Source organism: Micromonospora sp. NPDC050276 (assembly GCF_044459545.1).
GTDB lineage: Bacteria > Actinomycetota > Actinomycetes > Mycobacteriales > Micromonosporaceae > Micromonospora.
The window spans coordinates 24,816-43,510 of sequence record NZ_JBITJA010000024.1 but is presented as its reverse complement, the minus strand read 5'-3'; the positions used below and the strand labels follow the sequence as shown (position 1 = coordinate 43,510).

The following is an 18,695-nucleotide window of genomic DNA, read 5'->3' as shown; positions in this document are numbered from 1 at the left end:
CCTGCAGCAAATAAGACCAACGACTAAAGATCAACCAACCGAGGTGGTCCAGTTTCAGCCGGACCACGGTGGTCAGGTTTGGAGCGGCGTTGACACGTGCATCTTCCTGGTGCGGCTTGCCCGCCGTCCAAGGGGCGCAAGGCCCTCCGTGAGCAGCAGCCCGTGTGGCCCCCGGCGATGCAGCAGTCGACGCAACGGCTCCTGGTCGCGGCATCGGTCGGTCGCGAGCTGCCTGCCACGGCTGGTTGACATCCGAGATCTCATCGTCGCCAAGGCGACCGTCACCGCCGAAGCCGAGGTCAGTGACGCATGACGACGATGGTCCCGGGCTGGGTCGCTGCCACCGCTCTTGCGTGCCTTAGCGGCCAGCTGCACCCCTTCGATCAACTCTGAAAACGTCGGCATCCGAAGCTGATCAATGACGCGTTGAAGCCGACGCGCGACCGCCTGATGGAATCAGCGCAGACCGTGCTGCGCGGCGACGCTCTCGGCTACCTTTCGGTGGGTGCCGGCCAGCCCCTGGGTGTCGACCGTGCCGGCGAAGGGCTTGCTGCTGTCTGGTTTGACGAGCGCGCCGCGGCGGACCCAGACGTCGGTGTGGCGGATCAGATAGTTGGTGGTCAGGATTGTGGCCCTGTGCGCGAGAAGGAATTCGAGGATGCGGTGCAGCTTCTCGCTGTTGCGCGAGTACCGGCTCAGCGCCGACGTGCACAGTACAAAGTTGCCTTCGGCGGCCTTCGCGAGCAGGTCCACCAGGCCCTGGTCGAAGCGCGGGTCGATCGCGCTGAACACGGTCGTGTCGTCGTCGGACGGTGGTGCCGTGACTACCTCGTCGCCGGAAGGCAGGCTGGGCATGGGTGCCGACGGTAGGCGCAGTGGACCGCGGCCGCCGTCGGCGAAGGTGTCGGTCAGCGCGTCCAGACACGCCCACGCACGTGGATAGCGCCCGGCCAGCCCGGCGAAAGGGCCCGGATCCTGAGCGGCGATGGGCTGGCGGCGGCGCGCGGCCAGCAGATGTGACAGCGGGCCGGCCGCGTACTCCGTCGCCGGGATGATCCCACTGTCCAGCGGACCGTCGTGGTGTGCCTGCTCGAGCAGGCTGTTTCGCACCACGAGGGTGACCTTGGCCTTCAGGTCCAGTGGTGACGCCAGCGGCTTGTGGTCGAACACCTCCTCGACGAACGGCGCGATCAACACGTCCTGCTCACGCTGCGGAAGGGCCGCCAGCGCCTCGGCCCGCTGCAACACGTCGTCGCCGATACGGTGGGCCAGATCCTCGTCAACGTCGCACGCTTCGGTCAGCATGCTGGGCAGCACGTCGCGGCAGTATTTGACCATGTGAGTGGGATCAGGGGCGGTCATCCCGAATGCCTCCGTCGGATGCGGACCTGGTGTCGACAGCGCCACACCCTAAGCAGACCGACGCGCTGTCGCGACAGACGCGCCATGGCGAATGCCAAACAGCAGGCCCCACTGGGCTGTCGACACCGATGCGGTCGCGCTACGGCCGCTTGTCGGGATCGAGGGCGTGGATGAGATGCCCGATCCTTTGCTGGTCGGGTGCCGGCCAGTACAGGTAGCGCGGACCGAGGAAGCAATGGAAAGCCCCGCCGGCGAACAGCTCCTCGAGCAGGTCAGCGGGCGTCGCGATGAGCAGACCAAACGGCCGCACCGCGTCCGTGGCTTTGAGGATCCCGACGTCGCGCGTCAAGAACACGTTCGCCCCGACCTGGAGCGCATCGTGCACCAGCCGGCGGTCGTTCCCGGCTGGAACAGCCGTCAAGGCTCGCGTCATCTCCCGCTCGGGCAGGATCAGCAGTCCTTCGCGGGAGGGGCGCTCCTCCGGTTCTCCCAGCCTAGGAGTTGTAGCGCGGCGGTGAACTCCTCGAAGGCAAGCAGCCGTTGCACGTGACGCTCCTGGGACAGGGTCTTCTTCGCATCGTCGACGGACGCCGCGAGCATGATGAAGCGGATGTCCCGAACTGCCCACAGGGCAAGAACAAGTTGCAGCGATTCCAGGTCTGTCGCGTAATCCTCGCCGGACACAAGATCAACGACGCTGTCGCCCGTCCAGAGCCGATGCCCATACGTGAAGTAATCGATCAACAGATTCGTGTCCCAGGCGACATGCAGGGGACCTCGCCCTCGTCGTCCCGCGAACAGCCGCACATTCTCCTCGTACACGAAGTGCGGTCCCTCAGGAGGAGCAAACAGTGCGGCTCGCTCCAGCATCCGCGTCACCTCGTCGGGGCCGAAGGAGGCCCGGAGCCGTCGGGCCATCTCGTTAGCCAGGTGGAAGCCCCACCTTTCGTCGTCGCGGTAGGCGGCGGTGGCATCGACGTAGAGCAACACCAACTCATCGTCTCAAGCGCCCATCGCCACTCCAAGCCCCTACTGCAGGCCGTAGGTGTGTCGGCAGTCGCGACGTTGTGTCGTCATGACACGACCTACCCGAGTCCTTGAGCAACTCGTTCGTCCGCTCATCCCTGCTACCTCGCCCGCGCGGCCGAGCCCACGCCCGATGCCGATGCCAGCGCTACCCGCCCGCGTTTGCCCGCCGGCAATCACCGACGCCTCGGGACTGCTGCTGTGGATGGCTCTCCCCGCTCGCTGCGGCCGGGTGAGCGCCCAGCACCTCCTGCACGAGATGGGCTGGGCGCCGGGACATCGCCTCGACATCCAGCTGTGCCAAGGCATGCTCGTCGTCACCTCCGCGCGGGACGACCGGTACCAGGTGGGCAGCCGAGGCGAGTTGCCCTTGCCGGCGAGCGCCCGGCAGATGTGCCGGATCGAGCCCGGCCAGCCTGTGCTCCTGGCCGCCTTCATCACGCATGACCTGCTCGTCGTGCATCCCGTCAGCACCGTCGCCCGCCTCCTCACCGACCTGCACCACCAGCTGTCAGGAGGCGACAGTGACCGCTGACCCGTCTGCTGTCGCCGCCGCACACCAGGTCCTTGCCCACCTGGGCGTCACCATGGCCGACCTCCAAGCCCACCCCGGCGCCCGGGTCGCCCTGCCCACGGTCGCGGAGTACCTGCCGCGCGTTGTCGCCGCAGCCGGGCCTGGAGCGCGGCGTACGTACGGCACCTACTGGGAGCGGATGGCCGCTACCTGGCCCGACCGACCGTTGGACAGCGTCGCCGCCAGCGACATCGAGGCCTTGAAACAACTGATGATGGCCAGCTCGGTGTCGCGGCGCAACAGCCGCAACGGCCGCCACGCCGGCGAGCACGTCGTCGCCGCCGCGCGCGCCTTCTACACCCGGGCCATCGCCGATGGCCTGATCGACGCCTCCGCCAGCCCCGCCCACCGGGTCGCGAAACCCCGCCGCCTGCCCAGCACCCGCCGCGCCCTGACCCCACACGAGCTGGAAGAAATCAATATCGAGGCCCGCATGAGCGGCAACGACGTCATCCTCGACGCACTGCTCCTGCGCCTGCACACCGAGACCGCTTGCCGTCGCGGCGGCGCACTGGCCCTGCGCCTGGTCGACCTGGACATCACCAACGGACTCGTCCGCCTGACCGAGAAAGGTGCCACCGTCCGGTGGCAACCGATCACCCTCGATCTCGCCGAACACCTGCACGAGCACGCCCGCGCCCGGGGCGCGGTGCTGCTCACCGATGCGCTCCTGCGCACCCGTGCCGGCCAACCAGTCACGAGCCGCCGCTACGACCACCTGTGGAAACGTCTCGGCGAGCGCCTGCCGTGGGTCGCCGTGCACGGTGTGTCCACACACTGGCTGCGCCACACCACTCTTACCTGGGTGGAACGTCACTTTGGCTACGGCATCGCCCGTGCCTACGCTGGCCACACTGACAGCCCTGGATCCTCCACCACCACGTACATCAAAGCCGACCTCCACGACGTGGCCAACGCGCTGTCAGCCATGACCAGCCAGCCCCATCCGCTGGCCCGTCTGACAGATCACGCCGACCAGTGGTCGCGGACGAACTGTGCAGTCTTACCTACATCCGAGTAGGGGCGGGTAGCCGCGTGCGGTGCTCCGAGTATGGCGGCGCCGGGGTCACCGCACGCGGCGAGGCCCGGCGAACGACGCCCTACCTCGGTCGCCGCACCTGCCTCCGGAGCCGTCCACGCTCGGAGCTATTCGACGGTTTCCCAGGCCAGGGCGGGGGGTCGTTGCCCGCCGCTGGTGAGGAACTGTCGTGCCGCTTGCCGGGCGGTCGCGTCGGTGACGCGGGTGCGTTCGGGCCACGCGTCGGTGGGCGTGCCGGCGTAGTCGAAGGTGAACGCGGGCCCGGGTTCGAGGTCCGGCTGGTATCCCCACGCGCTGCTGCCGTCGGCGGCGACGTAATAGACGAACGACCGTTCGGCGTGCCCGACGCAGATGTCGAGCATGACGGGGAAGTCGGCTTCGCTGGGTGCGATGAGGGTGACGCAGTAAGGCAGTTGCTCGGTGTGGGCGTGACTGATCGTGTCGAGCGCGGCGTCGAGTTCGGCGACGGTGCTGACCGCCGCGGTGCCGTCGCCACGTCCCCAGGTGATGTCGATACTCACCGCCGGACCCCTTCTCCTGTTCCGACGTACAGCTTATGGAGCCAGGTGCGATCGCCGTCGGTGAGGAACACGGTCAAGCGTGTTCCTTGCGGCAGGATCGTGGTGAGGATCCGTCGGGGCCCGCGACAAGGGCTGAAGTAGGAGCGATCCCGCACATAGGGTTTTTGCCCTATTGCCGCATGCTCATGAAGTCGCAGGCAGAGAAGGAATCTGCGGGCGAGAGAACTGACGTGAGTGATCGAGCTGAGGACCACGACGGCACCGATCAGGTCAAGGGGTCGCACCGACCGCAGTAGCACGGGTGGCGTGCCAGGTGGCAGTGCTGGCATGCTTGCCCGAGCGAATCTGCGATTCGTTCGGGATGAAGGACACTGCCTTCCATCCAGGCGGCGACGCATCGGCCGGTTTCGACGGCGTACACGCCGGAGCCACCGGTGGGCTGGGTGATGCGTCGTCATCTCGATCCGACGGGCTTGCGTTTGGCTTCGGCAAGTTTTTCCAGCCCGCGAAGCCGTCGTAGGCGATGGTTCAGGATCTAAGCTTAGGTAGGCGCGAGCCAGCGGGTCATCCTGTCGGTGAAGACCACCTCGTAGGGAAGATCTCGTAGGTCTTCTGCGGTCGCGTCCAGGCCGCGAGCCCGAGCTAGTTGGGCTAGCCAAGACCACGGATGTTCCTGCTCCTTTGCGCACTCTTCGTCGTCGGGGAGTACGGTGTTTAAAACGTGCTGGGTGATGCTTTCCCGAGTCTCGATGAGCGGGACGACGCCCCCCGGGACGCCGGTTGATCTAGCAGTGACAGTGAATCCGCGATCCGCATGCAGGAGCACACGCCGACCGTCGTCCAGTATCGCGAATTCGCTGACCAGGAAGCTGCGGGTACAAGCGTCCTCGGGGTACGCCTCTCGGAGGTCGCAGCTGGCACCTAGGCCGACGATGCGGCCGGGCTCGACGGGGGGAAGGTTTCCTGGAGCACGGTAGGCGCCCGGGTATGGGCGCCAACCGGCTTCCTCGTTGTTCACTGTCTGACTCCCGAGGATCCCGCGATCGTTTGGTTCTTACTTACTAAACCTCGCCACCTGATCACCGGTTACGGGCGTAGCTGGGACGCGGCGGTCAGGGGCTACAAGCGCGGTTCACCGGACCACCGTAATACAGTCCAGAAGGGTCGGCGACGCCAATCAGGTCGACATCAGTAGCGCCTCTCCAGCCGACGGTCGTGCTGCTTGAGCAGTTGATCCTCGCGTTAGATCTGCGGCCGGAGCCACCTCCTGCGTAGTAGTCGCCCGAGCCTGAGGCAACGGTGACCCATTGGCATGTGAGGTCGCACCAGTACGCCTGCAAGTAGATGTCGACGTTCGCCATGCTCGGACACGTGCCGGCGATAGAGAGCCAGTAACCATGGACGGATGTCTCGCCTGTCCCATGCGGGTCGTCGTTGGCCTGTCTGTAGGTGCAGGAACCAGCAACGATGTTGCCTGACTCCCCGAGGGGAGCGGCGTGATTACCAGGGTAGGGAGCCCAGGAGCCCGAAGGCGTACCGGACGATGACGAAGGCGCTGCCGCCGCGTTCGCGGGGAGCGCGCCGAGGCATACGAGTACAGCGCAGCAAACTGCCGCCGAGGTACGTCGTATGCGCCTCAACGTGCCGACTTTGGTCAAGCCAACCACCTCCACGATAATGAATATTACTCGTCGTACAGGAGGCAGTTACAAGCTGTCAAGAGGCTTTGCGTGGTCGGTTCCCACGCCGGCGATTACTACTGCGGATCGAACCTGATCGTTGTAGCCCTAGGTAGTGTCTTTAAAGGATCTTGGTGTCGGATGATGTAGCGCGTGGGTCGTCGCTACGAGTTGTCTGACATCGAGTGAGAAGCGCAGTCGTGGTACCTGCCGTCGATGGTGACCGGGTGGTCGGCCTCAGGTGGATGACCGACGGGTGCTCAACGGGATCGTGTGGAAGATCCGGGCCGGGCCGGGGCGGCGTGGCGGGACGTGCCGACCCGTCACGGGTCATGGCGTCGATCTACGCCCGTTTCCTTAGGTGAGCCCCGGGCGGCACCTTCGCGCGGATGCTCGCCGGGGTCCAAGCCGACGCGGTCGCGGCCGGGGACGTCGACTGGCTGGTCTCGGTCGACTCGACCATCGTGCGAGCCCACCAGCACGCCTCTGGCGCTAGAGGGAGGCCTGTGAAACGGACGAACCACAAGATCGGGCCCTCGGTCGATCTCGAGGCGGACTGACCATCAAGGTTCAACCTCGCCTGCGACGGTCTGGGTCGGACTCTGGCGTTCGTGCTCTCTGGCGGCAACGTCAACGACTGCGCCCGCTTCACCCACGCCGTGGCCGCCATCCGGGTCGAGCGGTCGGGACCCTGCCGGCCTCGGGTCCGGCCGGAGCATGTCATCGCCGACAAGGGCTGCAGCTCCAAGGCCATCCGAGCCGACCTGAGCACCAGACCGCCCACCCCACGTACCCGTGCGAGGATCTCCTCCACCTTGTACGCTGACTGACCGATCGACTGAGACACCCGCTCCACGGAGCTGCTGTGAGCTACGGTCCACGATCGCTGCAGTGCTCTGATCGGCAGCGCCCTGCAACCCCGCCTGGATCAACGCCTGCGCTTGGCGAAGCTCAAGCGCAGGTGAGCCTGTAGCCGTCAGCATTGGGCTGGGCGGGTTGGATCAGGCTCCTACCGGGAGCGCGGCGGTAGCCAGCGGCAGCGTCTGGTCGATGGTCATCCGGGTCCACCCGGAGCGGGGTGAGGGAATGGGCGACCGCGGCTAGATTGCCCAGACCGTGGTGTCGGCGGTGAGGACGGTCCGCAGGTCGGCACGCCCCGGGACGCCCGACCGGCCATGTCCCGGCTGCGGTCCAGATGCCGTCGAAGGCGGTCGCGGTGGTGACGCGAGGGCGGCGAGGCGTACACCAGGGATGAGGTTGGCCGCCTCGGCGGCCCGCAGTCGCTGGGGGTGCCGCCGGCCACCCCGTCCGGCGGCGTCGGCTGTCGGATATGCCCATTGCTGCGGATGGCACAAATGGCACAGCTTTCCTGGATGGCACTGTGCCATCTGTGCCATCGTCAGTTCATGACTCCGATCCCGCTGTCCCAATGGGCCGACCAGAACGGCGTCCCGCGCCGTACCGCCTACAACTGGGCCAAGAACGGCAAGCTCAACGTGCCGATCCATCGCACCCTCACCGGCCGCCTGGTCGTGCTCGACGACGACGAGACACCCGGTGATGCCCATCCGTTCGTGGCCGCCTACGCAGAGGCGCTGAGCCTGCCCGTCGGCGTGCACTCCGGCGACCTGCACCACTCGCCGGTCCTCGAGGCTTGGGGTATGGACTTGTACGACACGGTCGCCGACGACCTGCGTCCCGTGGTGCTGCAGCTGGCCCTGGCGGCGGCGTGCGCCCGCCCAAAGCGGGACGCGTGGTGGCGACTGACTGACTGGCTCGGCCGCGTCGAGCTGGCCGATTGGCACACCTCGACCGGCTTCCCCGAGGTAGCCGCGCTCATCAGTGAGAGGCAGCCGATCACCGACCAGGACAGCTACCTCGACTGGTGGCCATGTGGCGTCGGCTCGCACAAGTTCTGGCAGGACTTCGACGCCGCCGCGGCGCAGGCCGTCACCGCCGCCGGGCTCGGCCCGTCCGAGCACAATGACGCGATCTCGTGGCTCACCGAGTCGGCCCTGACGGACAACATCCCGATCGCCGGGCGCCGCGAGAGCCTGCGCAACCGACTCGACAAGCTGGCCGGCACCACCACCGACCACGAGCAAATTCCCACCATCCCTGACCGCAGCGACCTGTGGAGCCTGCGCGGTATGTACCCCGAGCCGGCCTGGGCCATCGCCCGCCCCCACGCCCGACGCACCGCGCAGAGCATCTGCGCCATCGTCGGCTGGGATCCCGAGAGCCCGGCACCGCCCGACGGACACCCGCTGCGCGAGATCGGCTACCGCGCCTGCCTGCACGCCGCCGAGACCGCTCTCGTCCCGTACGTGCACGACGCCCACCTACGCGAGATCGACGCCTTCCGTCGCGTCGCACTCGGCAAGCCGTGGCAACTTATTACGACATGAGGAAGCTGCGCAGGTGGATGTCTCGGTCAGCCACAGGGAGGGCAGCACGTCGGGGTGCGATCCATCGGTTCGCGGTGCCGCTGATCGAGATCCGGGCTTAGCCACGTCAAGGGTGTGGGTCCAGTCCCGGCCATGGTTGGAGTCTCTGTCGGCTATCCGCCACGCGCTGGCGAGCAGTGCCTTCTCGTAGTGCGATGACCACGTGGGGCGGGCACTAAGGGAGTACCGTCGCGAGTCCGGTGCCCTGCTGGGCACAATCGCCGTCGGTCTGGCTATCAACATCCTGACGGCGCGCACGGACAGCTGGCGCGGGCCGTGGCGCCTTGTCCTTGACTACGCCTACCTGTGGCTCCCACTCTGCGTCGTCCTGTGGCTCAGCTGGCGCTTCTTCGTCCATCGCCGCACAGCGGTCACGTGGCGCGGCGCGGAAAGCCCCTACCCCGGCCTCGCACCGTTCACGGCGGAGCGCGCGGGTGTCTTCTTTGGGCGCGACCGCGAAGCAAGGGACGTACTGAACCGACTGGAGCGCTCCGGGCCGGCGCCGGCAACCCGGATAGTCACAATCGTCGGCCCCTCGGGGGTGGGCAAATCCTCGCTGATCCGCGCGGGTGTCCTCGCTCGACTCCCACGGCGGTGGACCGTGGTGGGTCCGCTACGTCCGGCCGCTGACCCGTTTATGAGCCTCGCCGCGGCGTTAGCGGATGGCCCGGAGGCTGTGCTGGAGACGGCGCGACTGCTGCGCGAAGAAGCAGCCTCTCCGGAGGCCCCACTCCAGGTTGTTCCAAGTTTCCTCGCCGCCGCCCGCGGCCCTGTACTGCTCGTTGTCGATCAGGCCGAAGATCTGTACACGATGACCGGTGAGCATGACCGGGCCCAGTGGTGGACCTTGCTGACCCGAACGCTGACGGTGCTGCCGGAACTGCGCATGCTGGTGGCGATCCGGCCCGAGTTCCGCCGCCGGCTCACCGATCAGCAGGCCGGCTTCATCACCCGGCCGGTGGCCGTCGGTCTGCTGGATCCGGCCCGCATCCGACAGGCCATCGCCGGGCCTGCCCGGGCTGCCGGACTCACGTTCGAGGACGACCTCATCGACCGCATGACCGCCGACGCCACGGTCGGTGACGCGCTTCCCCTGCTCAGTCACCTGCTGCAACGCCTGCACCTGCAGTCCGATCGCCAACACGTCACGGTGGCTCAGTACGAACAGGCGGGGGAGGTGGGTGGTGCCATCGCAGCTCACGCCGAGCAGATCTACGAATCTCTCACCGAGCGGTACCCCCAACACGCCGTCGACTCTGCTCTGCTGCGTGGCATCGCTATGGAAGGTAAGGAAACCGTACGAAGGACGATCCAACGATCTGACCTCGATACCACCGCAGCGAGCATCCTCGAGGAGTTCAGGGCAGCCCGTCTGATCATCGACGTCGCGGACGGCACCTGCCTCGAATTGACCCACGACGCCCTGTTCCGCCAGTGGCGCCGACTCGCCTCGCTGATCAGCGCCAACGAGGAACGCCTGCACCGCATCACCCGGCTCGAGCACCGCGCGACAGCATGGCAAGCGGACCCACACACCGACGACCTCTTGCGCGGCCGAACGCTCGCCGATGCTCTCGCGCTCGCAGCCGAGGTGCCCCTCTCCACCACATCCCGACGCCTGCTTGACGCCTCCCAAGAGTCCGACCACCAGGACCGCGTCCGACAGTCCGAGCGGATCGCCGAGTTGGCGCAACAGGTGCGCCGGCAGGACCCCGAACTGGCCGTGGCACTGGCCCACACCGCGCTACACGAGTTGCCACCCACCCCGGCAGCGACGATTACGCGCTGGGCCCTGACCGCCACGTCGCGAATACAGCACCTCACCATCGGGCACACCACCAGCGTCACCTCCGCGGTCTGGTTGCCAGACAGTGGGGCCTTGCGCACCGCCGACAAGACGGGGCGCGTTTGCACCTGGGACGATGCCGGTCGCCTTAACGGAGTCGCCTTCGCCGCTGACATGAAAGCGTGCGGGCACACCCTGCTGAGTGCCAGCGGCGCCCTCGCCCTCACCGAGCATGATCGAGGCGCCATGCTGTGGCGCGTCGCAGACGGCCGCAACCTGGGCAGCCGAAGGGGGAGTCTTCCAGCGTCGTTCGACTCATTCTCGTGGCACGACGATGTCTGCTTCGCGGGACAGTTCGACTACCGAACCGTCGACGTCTATCGCTTGAACGATGACGTCCCACAGTTTGTCACCAGCATCGCGGCCACACACGTTCGCGCCACCGCATGGTCTCCGCAGGGTGACCGGCTGGCCATCGCCTCAGACGACCTGCTGCTCGTGGTCAGCATCGGCGAGCAGGCGTCGGAGGTCCTGCGACAGCAGGTAGCGTGGTCGCGCCCGGTGCTGTGCTGGGCACCGGACGGAATCCGACTCGCCGTCTCCGCCGATCCGGCATTCACGATGCGCCGCACCGACATCCTCGCAGCGAAGGCCCGCAAGCTGTGGATCTATGACACCGACACCGGCCAAGTCGCCGAAAGTGCACCGCCCGGCATGACCGAGGCCATGGCATGGTCTCCCGTCGAAGATGTCATCGCTTGCTCCGTGCGTCCAACCCGCCACCGTGACCGCGTGGCGCTGATCGACGTCGGCACCGGCCGGACAGTTGAGCGGCGGGCACGCCCTCACCAGATCAGCGCGATCGCCTGGTCCTCCGACGGCAAGCGAATAGGCTTAGGAACCTCATTTCACTATGTCGAGATCTGGGACGTCACCGGACGAAGCTTCCGCCGCCTGCCCACCGGAAGCCTGCAGAGAATTTCCTGGTCGCCGGACCTCAAACGAGCCGCTGTAAAGCGGCTCGGAACGATGCCAGAGATCATCGAAGCGGGCAAGGCTACGCCGGCGCTGAGGATCGGAGACGATGATTGCCTGTCAATCGCGCTCTCGCCACTAGGTGACCTGGTCGCCACCGGGATGCAAGAGCAGGTCACGGTGTGGGACGCGCGATCCGGTGCCATCCGGGTGCAGTGGGGCGCTCGCCCCCGACAAACTCCGAAACACAGACCGACGTTGGCGCCGCTTCCGTGGGTTTATGGACTCGCCTGGTCCGGCGACGGCTCACGGCTGGCTGTCCATACGCATTGCTTCTTCGACAGAACCCGACCCGCCCTCTCGGTGTGGGACGTGGCCAGAGCGCAGCGCCTAGCAGTTCTCGACGGAGGCGAAGACAGCACCGGAACGATTGCCTGGTCCCCGGACTCAAGCCTCATAGCCGCAATCGCCGGCGAACACAACGTGAGCTTGTGGCGAGCAGACGACTACACCCTCGTTCACCAATGGCGAACCGAAGGGCCCGACGAGGTAGCAGCCCTGGCCTGGTCGGATGACTCCACAAGACTCGCCGCCGCCGTCGGCAATCACGTGGAGATCTGGGACGTAGCGCAGGAGCAAGTCGGGTCACGCTGTCTCGGCCATACGGGCAACGTCGGGCACCTCAGCTGGGCAACCGACGGGCACCGCCTCGCGACCATCAGCGATGACTACATGCTCTACATCTGGCGCGCTCAAGAGGGACGGCCGCTCGGCGTACTTGACATACCTCGTGGGGTAGTGCGCAGCCTGTCATGGCAAGACGCCCTCATCGTCACCTACGACAACGGCACGATAATGAGTTGGGAAGTATGCGCTGACCTCGCGTCGACTTTGGTCGGAGGCAGTGAGCCTCGTGCGCTCAGCGTCGACGAACGCGCACGATACGGCCTGCCGTCAACGCCAACCGACTGAAGGCTCGGCAGGACACTAAAGCGGGATTCAACTTGATCCTGCACGTTCATCTCGGTCAGCCATGACGGAGCGAGTCGGCTTGAAAGCTTTGGCACTATGCATCCAGCATCGGGAGCTGGTAAATTAAAGGCATGAACACCCACGCTAAGCGTGGATGCTCTAAATATGTGTTCAGCTCCCCCCTCGGACACGAACCATTACCCCACGGTGCGCGCTGAGATCGATTGCAGCGCGCACCGTTTGCGTTTCAGGCTGGTAGTTCAGCCGGAGACCGAGTTGCCGGTAGACCTCGGCCTTGTCGACGGGATCGGCGTCGCGGAGCACGGCGGTGATGTCGCCGAGCGCGTTCACCAGGGTCGTGATCTCTGCTCGGCTCATCCTGCGCGGGGCGGTGCCCGTGTTCGCGCGGAGGTCTGCCTCCGCACGGGCGCGTTCGGCCTGGGTCTGCGCGATCCAGCCGGTGACCACCGTCGGGTCGGCTCCAGCGTCGAGGGCGGCACGGTAGCGCTCCAACTTGGCGTCGCACTCGGTGATAATCGTCTGGGCTGCTGTGCCCGTTGCGGGCGGTTGATGTAGGGGCTGGGCTTCGGTCATCGCAGTGATCGTTGATTCGATTTGGTGGGGTGCGAAGGCGGAGGCCAGCCAGGTGTCGATCGGGTCGGTGAGGGCATCCTCGCGTAGGTACACGTTGCGGGGATGCTCAACTTGGTTGGCGAGGGCGTATTCCTGCGGGAAGCGGCAGCGGTAGTAGGCGTCGCCGTGGTTGTACTGGCCCTGCATGCGTCGGTCGCAGGCGGCGCAGTAGATCATGCCTCGGAAGACGTAGGGGTTGCGGGTGCGCTGCCGGACGTGTTGTCCGCCGGCTCCCCGTCCGCGTCGTTGGAGTATCGCTTGGGCCTGCTCGAAGGTCGCGTCGTCGATGAGTGGCTCATGGGTGATGCCCTTGGAGACCACCCATTTGTCGCGGGCGTTCCAGGCGTTGCGTCGTTCGACCGCGGCGAACATGGGGCGGATGTGGCCGGTGCGCAGCTTGTCGAGTGGGATGTCGGCGAGGTGCGGGATGAGGTGCACGCGCACGATTGACTCGTAGCCGCGAAGGGTGTTCGCGTCGACGTCGATGTGGGCCAGCCAGGTGGTGAGATAGTCGGCGACGGTGGGCATGTCCGCCAAGACTCCGTCGCCGCGCAGTCGTTGGCGGATGCGCTCGACGTCGGGCAGGGGTCGTTTGGCGCGTACGGCGCTCTGGATGAGGTCGGCGATTTCGGTGCGGCGGCGCGTATCGCCTTTGGGTGCGAGGGCGAGGAGTTCGCGCACCAGGTCGAGTTCGTCGGCGGCGGCTCGTCTCGTGGGTAGGCCGGCGCGTCGCAGGAGCCGTCGGCGGCCGTCGGTGCTGGGTGGGAGTTCGAGTTGGTAGGCCCAACTTCCGTGCTCGGAACTCCAGGCGCGGTTGGGTCGGCGTAGTTTCGGGCAGTCGTTTCCGTAGGGCTTGCCGGTGTCGGGATGGCGGCAGCCGCAGCGTTTGAAGACATTTCCTGCAGGCATGGCTGGTGGTGCTCCTTGGTCAGGTGGGGGTGCATCGGTTTCGGTGATCCACATCGACGCGTGACATGCGGGCACAATCAAGTCGGCCAGGCCCGTCCAATGGACGGGCCCGGCCGACATGGAATCGGGCTCGGGGTTCTTTTGAAGGGGCGCGGGCCCTGTAGCCGGAGTGGCTACATGGCCCGCGCGTCAGGCGGTAATGGAGGGGTGTCCGTTGCGGCGCTGGGTATCTCTCGGGGTGCGGGGGTATCGAGCAGGCATGCTGCGCCGGCCCAAGGCCTTGAGGATCCGAGTCCCTCCTCCACCGCCGCGCGTCCGTGGCTCAGAGGAAGAGCAGCCGGCTCTTAACCGGCGGGTCGGGATGTTGGAATTCCCGCAGGCCTGAAGGTGCGATTTCCATACAGGACTCCCGGCGCTCGCCGCAGCGCACCGGCACTGTTGCGTCGATGCTGGTCGGATCATTGATCCAGGTCGGTAGCGTGTTGTCGGTGGAGCCGAAATGTAAGTCATGGATGCCCTGGCTGCTTACCATCTTGGCTGCATGCCTGGTCACCGTACTTTCGGTAATCGCCGTTCGCCTTTCCGTGGCGTACGAGCCACCGCCAGGTACAGAGCCGCCCAAGATAACCGACTGGATGCAGGGGTGGGGGAGCTTGGCCGGCGTGCTGGCTGGCGCTGGGGCGGCGGTGGCGGCGAGCTGGTTGCTGGTGCACGAGCGGCAGCAAAGCAGGGAGGCTCGCGTCGAGGCTGAGCAGGTCGGAGCCCGCGCGGTCCAATACTCATCGTTGTTCGGGACGATGTGGCGCAGTCCGAGTTGAGGCGCGCGCCTCTCGATTCGCTTCCAGGCGACCAATTACGGATCACAGCCAGCGCGCCGTGTCGTGGCGGTGGCTCGGTGCCCGCGCGCGCGTAACATCTGGTGATCTTCGTGGCGGAGATCCTTGAACCGCACGATAGCTGCGGGGGGTCAGGGATGTTCGAACTGCCCGAGGCGCTGCTTCCTCCGACACCGCTGACCAGCATGGGGATCGATAACTTCCTGACGGACATCTCCCTTACGTTGCGCTTTTTCGATTTCAACGGCCGGGAATGGCAGCGGACAGACAACGGCGATCCAGTACGAGCGCGAGAGCCTTTCCCACAAGGGAGCCGGCAGCGGAGTACGAGGACCAGCCTTGAACCGCGCCGCCAAGCCGCCGACGTCCGTTTCACCACCTCTGCCCGCTAGACGTGAGTCCGCAGTGCGGTGAACGGGGGCAGGACCCGCCTCCGGGGCCGCGTTCGACTCGCCATGCGCTGCCTGATCTGCAGGTACCTCGGCACGGGTTCTCCTCGCCCGGCGGCACCGGCTCTCGGCCCTCGCACCCTAACGTCGAACGGCTGGCGGATCCGGTCGGGTCGTTGCCGGGGTCGCCGCGGATGCCTTTGATCGGTGGGATCTTGCCGACCAGGGGCAGGAGTTGGGCGACTCGTGGCGGTTGCCGCCGGTCAGCGTACGGCGAGGGGGATGCCGCCCGCGTCGGTGATGACGTGGTGTTTCGAGCCTGGCTTGCGGCGGTCGACCGGGCTCGGACCGGTTTTGGGCGGCCCTTGAGCGCTCGGATGTGGGAGCCGTCGATCACCGCGCCCTCGACATGTCCAGCTGATCGGTGGCCGGCAGCTTGCCGAGCAGGATCTCGTGCAGTCGTTGCCACACGCCGACGTCGTTCCAGTCCCGCAACCTGCGCCAGCAGGTCATTCCAGAGCCGAACCCCAATTCCTGGGGCAGGTACTCCCACGGAATCGCGGTGTGAAGCACGAACGGGATCCCGCACAACACTCTGGGGTCGTCGAGGGGCTTGCGGCCGGGGAACCGGCGGGCGTGGTGGCAGCAGCGGTTTGACCTCGGCCCAGAGTTCGTCCGAGACGATCCACGGCGGCTGCTCACCCTCCTCACGTTCAGACAGAACGATCCTCGTATCCCGAGGACACGCTCACCATCACTTCGTGTTGGTGTCGATGGTGTAAACCACGTCTGACCCGACGTCGTGGCGGGTGATGCCGGGTGCGTCGGGGATGTTGAGCAGTGGTTCGTATGGGGTGCCGTGGACCCGGTTGCGGAGCAGGACGACGCTGCGGATGCCGAGCTGGTGCAACCGATCCAAGGCCGGCTGGCTGGGGAAGGTCGTCATGACGTCGCGGATCGCCTGACGGTTGGGTGTGGTGTAGCTGGCCGCACCGTTGACCATGGCGGGAAAACCGTCGGTCGACCAGAGTAGGACGTGGAGGTCGATGCCGTCGTTGGACGGCAATACCATGATCGGGGCGTGCGCGGAGGCTAGCGCCATCGCGGCTGGTTTGGCTGGGGTTTGGGGGTGGTCCAGGTTAGGCAGGCCCTCAGCTAGCACGAGGACCAGCAACGGAACGGTCAGTAGCCGTGCCGCTCCCACCGACCATTTCGGCTTGGCATCCCTGCGAGCCACGTCGGCCAGGTGGGTAACCAGGCCGGCCGCGAGGATGGCCAGGCAGAGAGTGGGCCACAAGATCAACCGGCCTGGTGTACGGGATCCATCGAACCCGGGCACGTAAAGGTAGAGCAGGCGGTAGATCGGCCCGTTCGTGCCCAGCGCGAGCAGCACTCCGACGACCGTCCCAAGCAGCAGCAGAAGCCGTTGCGTCGGTGACCAGCGGGACAGGAAGAGGCCGGCGAAGGCCAGTAGATACAGTGCGTACCCGCACAGCAGCACCTTCTCAGTCGGTGCGCCACCAAGAGCGATGCGGGCGTCGTTGTGCAGGGTGCCCCAGGGCAGCGAGGACTGCGGCGCCACGAGAAGTCCGCGCAGTGTCGGGGAGAAGTACGCGACGTAGTCCCAGTCCCGGGTGACATATGGGTTGAGCTCGCGGACTTGTTGGTACGCGTACGCGAAGTATCCGGTCACCGCGGTGAAGACCAGCCCCCCGATCAGATCACTGACGATCAGCCGGAGGCCAAGGCGTGGGCGGTGGATCAACCAGGCTGTCAGTGTGATCAGGCAGAGGGCGGCGAGGACGTACACGAATCCCAGCCCCACGCCGAAGCCTAGGCTGACCTGCCAGGCCGCGACGAGCCAGCCGGCGAACGCCCAGCCCGGCCGGACTCGTTCGGCAAGGTAGCCGCGGGTGAACGAGAGTCCGTGGCCGCGCGCCAGCATCGCCAGGGCCAGAGTGATGCCACCGGTGGAGAGAATATTCAAATGGCCGGCGTGGCCGTAGCGCCAGGGCGCGTAGGCGAGGGCGGCCCCGGCTACCGCGGCGGCGACCTTGTTCGCGCCAAGTTGGCGCAGGAGCGCGTAGCCGCCGAGGAAGGCGAGCGCGAAAGCCAGCACGAACAGGATGTTGTAGCGCAGCACGGCGGCGACTACACCGTTGCCTATCAGCCCTGCCGGGGCATAGCCGAGCAGGCTGTCGTTCAGGGCCAGGCCGTACTTGTCGGGATAAAAAGCGTTGGTATCCCACAGGCCACGCAGACCGTGGGTGAGAGCGTGGCCACCCCATCCCACCAGCCACGCTTGGGCCGTCGGGTCACCCGCGTCACCGACGATGGTGTGGGCCGGGTCGGCGATCGGCACAGTCTTGGCGCCGGAAGTCACCACGCGCGAGTACGGCGGAATCAGCCAGATCATCGCGACAGCGAGGAGCACCGAACCAAGGCTCGCGATGCTCAGTTCCCGCCGATGGGCTCCACGTGTCAGCCGACCCCTCGTGCCTGAAATGGCACGCGCGAGTCGGCCATTTTGTCCAAGCTCGCTGAGAGTGACGGCTGATGTGGGGCCTCCCGCCGGTGGCTCTACCTGCGTCATCACATTGACCCTCACTGTTGAGCCGCCGGAGTAAATCATGAGCAGGGCGGCGCATAGAGTCAAGACCTTGATCAATGCCGTCCAGGTAGCCGGGATTTGCGCTGTTTACCAAAGGCGTCTTGTCACGCAGGAGTCGCGATCGGTGCAGCGGCGCATCTTGCCGCTTCCGAAACAGGACACGCCAGGGTTGCTGCAGGCCCTCGCCCGGGTTCCGGACCCACGGGACGCCGGCGGCCGGATCCATCCGCTGCCGGGACTGCTCGCGATCGCGATCGCGGCGGTGGTTTCGGGATCGAGCCGCGTCGTGGAGATCGTCAAATGGGCCGCCCACCTGCCGGAGCGGCGTGGGAGCGTCTCGGCGCAACCCGCGACGCGTTCACCGTTGCCCGGCGGGTGCCTGACGACAGCACCCTGTCCCGGGTACTGACCGGTATCGACGCCGGCCCCTCGATGCTGCGGTGTGCCGCTGGCTGCTCAGCCGGGCGGTTCTGACCGGGGCCGGCAGGCGAGTGATCGCGGTCGACGGCAAGACACTGCGCGGTAGTGGGCCGACCGGGGCCCAGGTGCACCTGCTGGCCGCACTGGACCAGGCAGAACAGATCGGCCTGGCGCAGATCAACGTCGCTCAACAGCCCCACGAACAGATCAGCGGGAACTCCCGCGGCGATGGCGCCAGTTGGCAGATCACTGCGGACGAGATGATCGCCGACGTGGTCGCCGAATACACCGAGGCGTGCACTGAGTCCCGGCGGATCGCGGCCCGCTTCGCCCTCGACGACACCGTGCCGCACCATCGACTCGGCTGGGTATCACTGTGCTGGATCTACGTCCACATGATCGAGGAGATGGCCCGGCACGCCGGTCATGCCGACATCTTTGCGCGACAGATCGATGCGGCAACCGGCGACTGAGTTCCCCGCCCGTCGAGCCAGCGACACCGCAGCACGGCTGACA

The 18,695-nt window shown here is 66.5% G+C and carries 14 protein-coding genes; 6 read left to right on the top strand and 8 right to left on the bottom strand.

Features of this window, described 5'->3' with window-relative positions:
• Positions 1–456 precede the first annotated feature (456 nt).
• The 3 genes from ACIBF8_RS30640 to ACIBF8_RS30630 form a co-directional block, all read right to left on the bottom strand.
• Complete coding sequence (locus ACIBF8_RS30640) at positions 457–1,362, bottom strand: hypothetical protein (protein ID WP_396787391.1); 906 nt, start codon at positions 1,360–1,362, stop codon at positions 457–459.
• A 139-nt stretch (positions 1,363–1,501) separates the two neighbouring features.
• A complete protein-coding gene (locus ACIBF8_RS30635; RefSeq protein ID WP_396787390.1) occupies positions 1,502–1,795 on the bottom strand; it encodes a hypothetical protein in 294 nt (97 codons plus the stop codon).
• Positions 1,796–1,812: 17 nt separating this feature from the next.
• A complete protein-coding gene (locus ACIBF8_RS30630; protein ID WP_396787389.1) occupies positions 1,813–2,352 on the bottom strand; it encodes a hypothetical protein in 540 nt (179 codons plus the stop codon).
• Between the two features lie 268 nt (positions 2,353–2,620).
• On the opposite strand from ACIBF8_RS30630, the gene ACIBF8_RS30625 reads away from it, so the two are divergent.
• Both ACIBF8_RS30625 and ACIBF8_RS30620 read left to right on the top strand, forming a co-directional pair.
• A complete protein-coding gene (locus tag ACIBF8_RS30625; protein WP_396787388.1) occupies positions 2,621–2,923 on the top strand; it encodes a hypothetical protein in 303 nt (100 codons plus the stop codon).
• A 178-nt stretch (positions 2,924–3,101) separates the two neighbouring features.
• Positions 3,102–3,983, top strand: coding sequence for a tyrosine-type recombinase/integrase (locus tag ACIBF8_RS30620; RefSeq protein ID WP_396787387.1), 882 nt, complete (start codon positions 3,102–3,104; stop codon positions 3,981–3,983).
• A 125-nt stretch (positions 3,984–4,108) separates the two neighbouring features.
• Here ACIBF8_RS30620 and ACIBF8_RS30615 read toward each other — a convergent pair whose 3' ends face one another.
• Positions 4,109–4,522, bottom strand: coding sequence for an Imm1 family immunity protein (locus tag ACIBF8_RS30615; protein WP_396787386.1), 414 nt, complete (start codon positions 4,520–4,522; stop codon positions 4,109–4,111).
• Between the two features lie 3,085 nt (positions 4,523–7,607).
• On the opposite strand from ACIBF8_RS30615, the gene ACIBF8_RS30610 reads away from it, so the two are divergent.
• Positions 7,608–8,609: a hypothetical protein gene (locus tag ACIBF8_RS30610; protein WP_396787385.1), complete on the top strand. Its 1,002-nt coding sequence runs from the start codon at positions 7,608–7,610 to the stop codon at positions 8,607–8,609.
• Positions 8,610–8,811: 202 nt separating this feature from the next.
• The gene (locus ACIBF8_RS30605) at positions 8,812–12,381 is read left to right on the top strand and encodes an NACHT and WD repeat domain-containing protein (RefSeq protein WP_396787384.1); all 3,570 of its coding nucleotides are present in this window, start codon (positions 8,812–8,814) and stop codon (positions 12,379–12,381) included.
• Between the two features lie 171 nt (positions 12,382–12,552).
• On the opposite strand, the gene ACIBF8_RS30600 is transcribed toward ACIBF8_RS30605, so the two are convergent.
• The 4 genes from ACIBF8_RS30600 to ACIBF8_RS30585 all read right to left on the bottom strand — a co-directional run bounded on the left by ACIBF8_RS30600 (position 12,553) and on the right by ACIBF8_RS30585 (position 17,582).
• Entirely contained in the window at positions 12,553–13,923 is a 1,371-nt protein-coding gene (locus tag ACIBF8_RS30600; RefSeq protein WP_396787383.1) for a recombinase zinc beta ribbon domain-containing protein, read from the bottom strand.
• A 322-nt stretch (positions 13,924–14,245) separates the two neighbouring features.
• Positions 14,246–14,476, bottom strand: coding sequence for a hypothetical protein (locus tag ACIBF8_RS30595; RefSeq protein ID WP_396787382.1), 231 nt, complete (start codon positions 14,474–14,476; stop codon positions 14,246–14,248).
• Between the two features lie 1,065 nt (positions 14,477–15,541).
• Complete coding sequence (locus tag ACIBF8_RS30590; RefSeq protein ID WP_396787381.1) at positions 15,542–15,850, bottom strand: transposase; 309 nt, start codon at positions 15,848–15,850, stop codon at positions 15,542–15,544.
• 52 nt (positions 15,851–15,902) lie between these two features.
• Positions 15,903–17,582, bottom strand: coding sequence for a hypothetical protein (locus tag ACIBF8_RS30585; protein ID WP_396787380.1), 1,680 nt, complete (start codon positions 17,580–17,582; stop codon positions 15,903–15,905).
• Between the two features lie 226 nt (positions 17,583–17,808).
• Between ACIBF8_RS30585 and ACIBF8_RS30580 the strand changes: the two genes are divergently transcribed.
• Together ACIBF8_RS30580 and ACIBF8_RS30575 are read left to right on the top strand one after the other, a co-directional pair.
• The gene (locus tag ACIBF8_RS30580; RefSeq protein WP_396787379.1) at positions 17,809–18,168 is read left to right on the top strand and encodes a transposase family protein; all 360 of its coding nucleotides are present in this window, start codon (positions 17,809–17,811) and stop codon (positions 18,166–18,168) included.
• An 82-nt stretch (positions 18,169–18,250) separates the two neighbouring features.
• Positions 18,251–18,652 (top strand): DUF664 domain-containing protein, encoded by a 402-nt coding sequence (locus ACIBF8_RS30575; RefSeq protein ID WP_396787378.1) that lies wholly within the window; start codon positions 18,251–18,253, stop codon positions 18,650–18,652.
• The last annotated feature ends 43 nt before the right edge of the window (positions 18,653–18,695 follow it).

Bases quoted from the DNA above. Each gene is read 5' to 3' on its own strand.
- ACIBF8_RS30610 (WP_396787385.1), top strand. From the start codon at position 7,608: ATGACTCCGATCCCGCTGTCCCAATGGGCCGACCAGAACGGCGTCCCG.
- ACIBF8_RS30635 (WP_396787390.1), bottom strand. From the start codon at position 1,795: ATGACGCGAGCCTTGACGGCTGTTCCAGCCGGGAACGACCGCCGGCTG.
- ACIBF8_RS30600 (WP_396787383.1), bottom strand. From the start codon at position 13,923: ATGCCTGCAGGAAATGTCTTCAAACGCTGCGGCTGCCGCCATCCCGAC.
- ACIBF8_RS30640 (WP_396787391.1), bottom strand. From the start codon at position 1,362: ATGACCGCCCCTGATCCCACTCACATGGTCAAATACTGCCGCGACGTG.
- ACIBF8_RS30620 (WP_396787387.1), top strand. From the start codon at position 3,102: ATGGCCGCTACCTGGCCCGACCGACCGTTGGACAGCGTCGCCGCCAGC.